We start from the raw sequence: 8,040 nt of genomic DNA on the forward strand, positions 1-8,040 counted from the left end.
CGCGCCGCCCGTCCGCGTTTCGCTAACCCACGGATTTGCGCGCGTACTCCCGCACAAAGGCCACGGCGGAGGTCATGTCCGTCACTTCGCCGGATATCTGGGCCTGGAGCAGCGCGTCGCGAATCACGCCCACCAGCGGGCCAGGGGTCAGGCGGGTTTCGCTCATGATTTCATTGCCGTTGAGCAGTGGTTCCAGCATCTGCTCCGGCGTTTCGGCCCGGTCCAGATATTTCATGTTGTGATTGAACGAGGTGTAGCTGCCTTCGCGGGCCTGTAGATCGGCGCGGGCCATGGCTATGAGGCGCGGGTATTCGTCCAGCGCCTTGAAGCGGCGTATGCCCTTGTCGGTCATCATGAAGTGGAAGCGCATGTGGTGGTTCACCAGATGGCAGAGCAGATCAATGTCTTCCGGGGCAAAGTGCAGGCGGCGCAAAATCTTGCGCGTGACCTTGGCCCCCACCCGATGGTGCTGGTAGAATGTCCACTGACCGTCGAAATATTCGCCCGTGAACAGCTTGCCCACATCATGGAAAAGCATGGCCATGGTGCCCAGCCAGTCGTAATGGAAGCCTTCTTCCGGGTAGTGTTTCATGCACTCCAGAGTGTGCTCGAACACATTGACCTGCGCGCCGTCCCTGTCCCGCTCCTGGCAGACGCAGGACAGGGCCGCCACTTCCGGGATCAGGCCCTGAAGGATATGGGCCTCATACAGCAGGCGCACGAAGCGGTGCATGGATTCGGCGGCCACCTTGCGCCATTCGTCCATGATGTCCGTGGCCGGCACATAGTCCAGCACGCGCACCGATGAGCGCACAATGGCCAGCCATGTGTTGGGCTCAATGGGGATGTCGAAATTGGCCGCAAAGCGCAAGGCCCGCACGGCCAGCAGATAGTTGTGGCGCAAGGTTTCGTCCGGCAGGCCGGTAAGACGGATGCTGCCGCCCTTGAAGTCGGCGAAACCCTCGTAGGCGTCGCCGCTGGGCGCGGGGCTGCCAAAGCCGGTCAGGCGAAGCTGCTGGCGTTCCTTGGGATCCATCATGGCGGCCATGCTGGGCGTGATGCGCAGCAGGGAGAGCTCGGGATGGCCCGCATCCGCCACTTCCAGCGGGTAGAAGCGGAACAGGATGCCGTTTTCCTCCATCTCGGCCATGTCGCGTTTTTCGGATTCTATGCGGGCCTTGGGGAAAAGCCTGGTCAGGGTGTCCATATCCGGCTCGCAGGCGATATCCACGGCGGGCTGCCTGGCGGAGCGCAGCAGTTCCTCCTGCAAGGGGGCGTTGATTACATGCGCGTCATAGCCGTTGCGCAACAGGGTTTTGCAGATGGTGATGGCTTCCTTGAGCGCTTGATGCATCGTGGGCTCCTTGCGAAAGGTGGGCAATGCGCCGTAGTGTATACGAAAAGCGCATGATTGGCGCAATATTGTACTTATGTACAGGACGGGGCCTGAAAGTCAAGCGCGCGCCCGTCTTTGAGCCGGTTCCGCCTGCAGCGGGACGACTGCCGGCATGTCGAAATATAAAACCCATAACGTATTTTTTAATGAGCTCTGAGCCTAACGAATTTTGGAAAATCTCGTGACTGCGCACCCGAAAATATTACCATGCAAGATGCCACGCCGGCTGTGAAAGCTGGCCGCTGGGGGGCATCACCGTCAACAGAAGCGCTTGACGTTCAGCGTTTCCCACGCCTCGACCGCATTGCGGAAGCGCGCGTCTGTCCGGTCGCCGGGCGGCCTTTTGCCGCGTCAGCCAGCGGCATGAGAATGTGATGCTGGCGCAGGCGGGCCGCATCCGAACGGGCCACCTCAATGTCCTCTCCCGCCTCGTTTTTGCCGCAATAGTACATGGCCGTGGCGATGGAGCCCGGTGTGGGGATGAAGCATTGCGTCTGGCGCGGATTCCAGTGGCGCTGGCGCAGCCAGTGGGCAAGCGCGTACATGTCTTCATCCGTACAGCCGGGAAAAGCGCTCATGAGATAGGGAACCACATACTGTTCCCGCCCGGCGGCCCGGCTCTGACGCGCAAAACTCTCCAGAAACGCCTCAAAGGTCGCCAGCGGCGGCTTGCGCATCAGGGCCAGCACCGAAGGCGCGCAGTGCTCCGGGGCCACTTTGAGCTGGCCTCCCGTAAATTCGCCCGTATAGGCGGCCAGCGCTTCGGGGTCGCGCAGGGCCAGGTCCGCGCGCACACCGCTGGCCACACGCACCTGCTTGACATCAGGCAGTGCCGCCACGGCGCGCAAAAGCTCCACATGCTTGCGCTGCGGCGTCACAAAAGCCTTGCAGACCGTGGGAAAACAGCAGCTGGAGCGCCGGCAGCGGCTTTTGCGTCCGCCGGCGGCGACGCCGGGTTCCGCCCCGGCCTCTTCCTCCAGAGCGCAGTGGGCCTGCCACATATTGGCGGTGGGGCCGCCCACGTCGGAAATCGCCACCCCGCCTTTGCTCCGGCGGCCGGAAGCCCTGGCCGCCAGAGCCAGAGCGCGCGCCTCATGCAGGATGGATTCCGCCGAGCGCGAACTGATATGCCGCCCCTGGTGCAGGGCGAGAGAGCAGAACGAGCAGCCTCCGCCGCAGCCCCGGTGGCTGGTGATGCTGGTGCGCAGCATTTCCGCCGCCGGGATGGCTTCCTTGTAAGAGGGATGCGCCTCGCGGCAAAACGGCAGGCTGTAAAGTTCGTCCATTTCGGCGGTGCTCAGGGGCGCGGCGGGCGGGGCCAGAACCAGGGCGCGACCGTCCACAGGCTCAAAGGCCCAGGCGTCGCCCCGGTGCACCTGCTCTTCCAGCGCCTGAGTGAGGCGCAGCAACTGCGGCGGATCGTCCAATATTCGCTGATGTCCGGGCAGCGCCATCAGCGGCGCGTCCGCCAGAGAGGCGGGCAGGCGGGCGGGGCGGCCCTGGGCGTCCAGTCTGTCCAGCCAGGCGGCGCCAGGGATGCCGGCCAGACCGTCCGCGTCCGCTCCCTGATCCAGCCGGCGGGCGCATTCCAGAATGGCGCGTTCGCCCATGCCCCAGACCAGCAGGTCAGCCTTGGCATCCATAAGAATGGGGCGGCGCAGGGCGTTGGTCCAGAAGTCGTAGTGGCTGACCCGTCGCAAGGAGGCCTCAATGCCGCCCAGCACCAGCGGCAGGCCCGGAAAAGCCTGACGCGCCAGATTGGCGTACACCAGACAGGCCCGGTTGGGGCGCGCCCCCGCCTTGCCGCCCGGCGTGTAGGCGTCGTCGCGGCGCTTTTTGCGAAAGGCCGTGTAATGAGCCAGCAGGGAATCCAGCGCCCCGGCGCTGATGCCCGCGAACAGGCGGGGACGGCCCATGACCAGCAGATCGTCGGGCCTGTCCCAGCGAGGCTGGGCCACCAGGCCGGTACGGAAGCCGTGGCGGATCAGCCAGCGCGCCAGCAGCACGCAGCCGAACGAGGGGTGATCCACATAGGCGTCGCCGGTGATCAGCAGCACGTCCAGCCTCTCCCAGCCCAGAGCCCGCATTTCCTCACGGGACATGGGCAGAAATTGCGGCTGGGGGGGCAAGGCTGAAGCGCCTGGGCGGGCCGGCTTTTCCGCAGTGGTCGCCGCATCCCGCATATATGTGGAAACATCGGGGAACCAGGGCGCGCGGGGGCGCGTCGCCGTGGCGTCAGGCGGCGCGACGGGACGGCGCGGTCGTTGTCGCCCGCGTGCGCGCGGGGGGCTTTTTTTCTCTGCCGGAGAAAGCGGCGCGCCGACCGTTTCCGGTCGGCGCGATAAAGCCGCGCTCGCCTCTTCCCCTTTCGGCGTTGCCGCCTGACGCCAGGGTACGGGAAAAGGCGGGGTCTTGTGCGCGTCAGCGGCCATTGGGCGGCGTGACCAGAGGCGCGTCCGCGCTGCCTGGCGGCGGAATCAGGGGGTTGCCGGGCATATTGTCCATGGGCGCGCCCGGCATGGGCGGCATGCCGCCCATGCCGGGCTTCATGCCAGCCGCGTGCCCCTTGAGAAATTCATCCCACTCCACGCGACCGATGGCGCCGTCACCATTTTTGTCAATGACCACAAAGGCGCTTTCTTTCATATGGGGGAACGCCGCCTGAAATTCCTCCAGAACCACCTTGCCGTCCTGATTGGCGTCCATGGCTTCAAACTTGTCTCTGGGGGCCGCTTTGGCCGGATCGCCGGCCGCCCGCGTCAGGCCCGGCAGGGCCAGCAGGCCGGCCAGCGCCAGCAGGGCGAACATCCGCCAGAGAACCGGCCGGGCCGGAAAACGCAGTACTCGCGTCATGGTTTGCTCCTTGGCATGTGATCTTGCGGCGATGTTGCGCCGCCGGGATAAAGGGCATCAGTCAATCCGCCGCCTCTGTCCAGGGGTGACGACCGCGGGGAGCGGATCAGGAAAAGTTTTCCCCCTGTTGCTCCATGCGGTCGATGCAGAGCGTCAGGTTGTCGGGTTCGCCCTGTTTGTGCGTATCCGGGTAAAGCAAGGCGGACATGTAAAAGACGGAATTGAGCTTCAGGGCGGTGCGGGCGCTGTCCGAAAAGCGTTCCAGAGCCAGGGCCAGCCTGAAGCGCGTTTCGCCGGGCAGCCCGGCCAGCAGGGGCGCGGCGTCTGTGTGGAGCGCGGCCAGCATCTCGGCTTTTTTGCGCATTCCGGCATTGTGGCCGGGCGTGTCCCCGGCTTTCAGCAGGCGCAACGCTTCGGCCTCTACGGCCATGATCCGGTCGTGGCGCTCTCGGAGCCATTGAACAAGCCGGGCGAGACTTTCGGCGGCATTCGGGTCAGACATGGAGCCTCCTCGCGCTATGGTCAACATCCGGCCTGAAGGCCGGGATCCGCCAAGAGATTGGAACTCATTTCATGATTCGCATGAAAGGGCTTTCAGAGTACCTTGCCTCTGAAAGCCGCAGTGTCAAAAGCGTCGCCGCATTTCCCCGCGGAGCGACACAAGCGCCTGAAAAACACGGCTTTCGGGCGCATTCAGCCAGGGGCTGAATAAAGCAAGCTCTAGTCCCAATGGCGCTTGTCTTCGATGGGGCGGATCTGCGGGGGCAGACTGCCCGGCGCCAGAACGCGCAATTCGGGACGCAGCTTGATCTTTTCACGGAACTGGTGCAACAGCTCTTCTTCGCGCTTGAAGCCGCTGGTTTCGATAAAGAGGGTCATTTCGTCGATGCCGCCGGGATTGGTGACCTCGATCTGCCAGCGTTTGATTTCTTCAAAGCGGCTCATGACCTGTTCCACCTGATGCGGGTAGACGAACATGCCCATGATGCGGGCGGTGGTGTCCACCCGGCCCACGATGCTCCCCAGGCGCGGGCTGGTGCGGCCGCAGGCGCAGGGGCTGCGGTCGATATAGGAAAGGTCGCCCGTGGCCAGGCGGATCAGCGGGTAGGTCTTGTTGAAGGCCGTGACCACGATTTCGCCCACCTCGCCATCTTTCAGCGGGATGCCCGTATCTGGATGGCAGATTTCCACATAGCAGCGGTTGGCGATATGCAGGCCGGTCTTATGGAAGCATTCATAGCCGATGCAGCCCACATCCGCCGTGCCGTAGCCCTGGCGCATGATCAGGTCGTACTTTTTTTCCATCTGGGAGCGCATCTTTTCCGAGAGACGCTCGCCGGTGACAAAGGCCACCTCCAGGAAAAGATCCTTGCGCAGATTAAGCCCCTTTTCCTCGGCTTTCTGGGCCAGATGCATGAGAAAGCTGGGCGTGCCCACATAGCCGGAAACGCGCAGCTTTTGCATGATGTCCAGCTGGGTGGCCGCGTCGGACGGGCCAGCCGGAATCACCGCGCAGCCCAGGTTGCGCAAGGGCTCTTCAAACATCAGACCCGCGGGCGTGAGCTGATAGTTGAAGGTGTTCTGCACCGCGTCGCCGGGGCGGAAGCCCACGGAATAAAAGGCTTCGGTGTAGCCCCAGTAGTCCTCGCCGCGGTCTTCGGGGTCAAAAATGGGGCCGGGCGACAGAAAGATGCGCTTGAGCTCGCCGATATCCTTGGTCAGCAGACCGCCCAGACGCGGCCCCATGGATTGCAGAAAAATCAGCTCCTTCTTTTTCAGAATGGGAATGTGCTTGATGTCCGAGAGAGTCTTGAACTTCTCCACATTGAACTGCGCGCGGTCAAAGCGTTTTTTGACGTCTTCGGAATAGCGGTAGGCGTAGGAGAGCAGATCCTTGAGCTGGATCAGGCAGTATTGGCGTCGTTCGCTCTCGTCGAGCACTTCGCGGCGGCTGTAGATGCCTTCTGTACGGTCTTTGCGGGTCATGGACGTTCGCCTTGTAATGGTAAATAGGAAGCCCCATATGTAAGCAATGATCTGTACGATTGCAAGAACTTTTTCATTTATTGTTTTATTTCAGGGTATTACATGCAGTCGGGGCGCCTTCTTCAGGACGTCTGGCCAGCTCTGTTCTGCCGGGCTTTTTTCTGGTTCAGAGCGCGTTGCTTCAGGCTGTCATAGATCGGCGTCGACTTCAGACGGTTGGCGGTCAGGGCGGCCAGGTAGGCCGTGACGATAACGGCCGGCGCATTGGACAGCGAACCGGTCATTTCCATCAGCAGAGCCGAGCCGGTAAGCGGCGCGCGCACTGTGGCGGCAAACAGCCCGGCCATGCACAGGATGAGCAGGCTGGCGGTCTGATCCGGGTTGACGCAGCCCAGAGAGAGCAGGGCCGACGCCGCGCAGCCGCCGGCCAGAGCGCCGCCAAGCAGCATGGGCATGAGCAGGCCACCGGCCACGCCGGAGGCGAAGCTCACGCAGGAGAACAGAATTTTGACTGTCAGCAGCAGCAGGAGCGCGCCCAGCGGCAAGGCCGCATTTTCCAGATCCAGCGCGCTCACGCCAAAGCCCGCCAACACCTGCGGATAGCAGTAAAGCAGCAGGCCGCTGATCAGAAAGGGGCTCAGCGCCCGCGCCGGCTGCGGCAGCAGCGGGCAGCGGTCGGCCCAGAGGGTCAGGCGGATCAGAATGGCGTTGTAGACCGCGCCCAGCACGCCCGCCATAACGCCCAGCAGGGGCACAATCCACCATTGCGCCGGCGAAAGCGTGTTCGTGTGCTGAAAGGGAAAAACCCGGCCGAAGCCGAAAAGCGCCTCGGTCACAAACCAGGCAGAGGCGGCGGCCAGCGCGGTAAACAGCAGCATGGGGCCGCTGATCACGGTTTTCATTTCTTCAAAGGCAAAACAAAGTCCGGCCGTCGGAGCGCCAAAGGCCGCCGTAAGGCCGGCCACGCTGCCGCCGATGAGATAGCGCGGCATGCTCCGGGCCTTGTCGTCATGCCAGATGCTGCCCACGCCGCAGCCCACGGCCGCGCCCATCTGGATGCAGGGGCCCTCGCGGCCCACGGAAAGCCCGCCTGTGAGGGAAATCAGGGTTCCCGCGAATTTGGCCCAGAGAACCCGGGCCCAGCGCATGGGCAGATGCCCGGCCACGGCAAGCTCCACCTGGGGGATGCCGCTGCCGCTGATCAACGGCTCGTGGCGCAGCAGACGCCAGGCCACAAGCCCCAGAAAAATCAGCGCGATAAAAACGCCCACGCCCACCAGCGGGTCGGCCAGACTGTGCCCTTCCATATAGTTCACCACCGCCGCGTTGATCAGCGTGTAGGCCCGGCGAAACAGGCCGATTACCGCGCCGGCGATGCCGCCCGTGAGCAGGGCCTGCAACATGAGCCGCCACACGCCCAGGCTTTGCAGAGCCTGCATTTCGCGTAAAATGGGAGGAACCGAAGCGCGGAACTGCACATGAACTCCTTGACGGGGCCGCGAACAGCGCGAGTATGGCCGCAAGACGCGCAAGATTCAAGTTTTTGTGGCGCTTTTCTCAAAAAACGCTTGCCAAAGACCCGCCAAGCGGGTAGAAGATTTCCTCACACGGGCCGAGGTAGCTCAGTTGGTAGAGCAGGGGACTGAAAATCCCCGTGTCGGCAGTTCAATTCTGTCCCTCGGCACCATATATTTCAAGGGGTTACATTATTGTAACCCCTTTTTAGCGGGCAATTTTGCATTACCAGCGCGTCACCATTTCCCCTTCTGATTTTGTTGTGAGCTGTCGCGCAACATAAGAATTTT

Annotated in this window: 6 protein-coding genes and 1 tRNA gene; 1 reads left to right on the plus strand and 6 read right to left on the minus strand. The window is 63.0% G+C overall.

Annotated features, from left to right (window positions below):
• Positions 1 to 22: 22 nt before the first annotated feature.
• The 6 genes from ACQRA4_RS07235 to ACQRA4_RS07260 form a co-directional block, all read right to left on the minus strand.
• Positions 23 to 1,354 (minus strand): HD domain-containing protein, encoded by a 1,332-nt coding sequence (locus tag ACQRA4_RS07235; RefSeq protein ID WP_427822426.1) that lies wholly within the window; start codon positions 1,352 to 1,354, stop codon positions 23 to 25.
• A gap of 320 nt (positions 1,355 to 1,674) precedes the next feature.
• A complete protein-coding gene (locus ACQRA4_RS07240) occupies positions 1,675 to 3,498 on the minus strand; it encodes a YgiQ family radical SAM protein (protein WP_427822431.1) in 1,824 nt (607 codons plus the stop codon).
• A 319-nt stretch (positions 3,499 to 3,817) separates the two neighbouring features.
• Positions 3,818 to 4,249, minus strand: coding sequence for an EF-hand domain-containing protein (locus ACQRA4_RS07245; protein ID WP_427822427.1), 432 nt, complete (start codon positions 4,247 to 4,249; stop codon positions 3,818 to 3,820).
• Between the two features lie 106 nt (positions 4,250 to 4,355).
• Positions 4,356 to 4,751: a hypothetical protein gene (locus tag ACQRA4_RS07250; protein WP_427822428.1), complete on the minus strand. Its 396-nt coding sequence runs from the start codon at positions 4,749 to 4,751 to the stop codon at positions 4,356 to 4,358.
• Positions 4,752 to 4,969: 218 nt separating this feature from the next.
• The gene (locus ACQRA4_RS07255; RefSeq protein WP_008683254.1) at positions 4,970 to 6,235 is read right to left on the minus strand and encodes a phenylacetate--CoA ligase family protein; all 1,266 of its coding nucleotides are present in this window, start codon (positions 6,233 to 6,235) and stop codon (positions 4,970 to 4,972) included.
• 122 nt (positions 6,236 to 6,357) lie between these two features.
• The gene (locus tag ACQRA4_RS07260) at positions 6,358 to 7,713 is read right to left on the minus strand and encodes a chloride channel protein (RefSeq protein ID WP_427822429.1); all 1,356 of its coding nucleotides are present in this window, start codon (positions 7,711 to 7,713) and stop codon (positions 6,358 to 6,360) included.
• 133 nt (positions 7,714 to 7,846) lie between these two features.
• On the opposite strand from ACQRA4_RS07260, the gene ACQRA4_RS07265 reads away from it, so the two are divergent.
• Positions 7,847 to 7,922, plus strand: a tRNA-Phe gene (locus ACQRA4_RS07265).
• The last annotated feature ends 118 nt before the right edge of the window (positions 7,923 to 8,040 follow it).

Origin of the sequence: Desulfovibrio sp. SGI.169 (assembly GCF_050313595.1) — a bacterium.
GTDB lineage: Bacteria > Desulfobacterota > Desulfovibrionia > Desulfovibrionales > Desulfovibrionaceae > Desulfovibrio.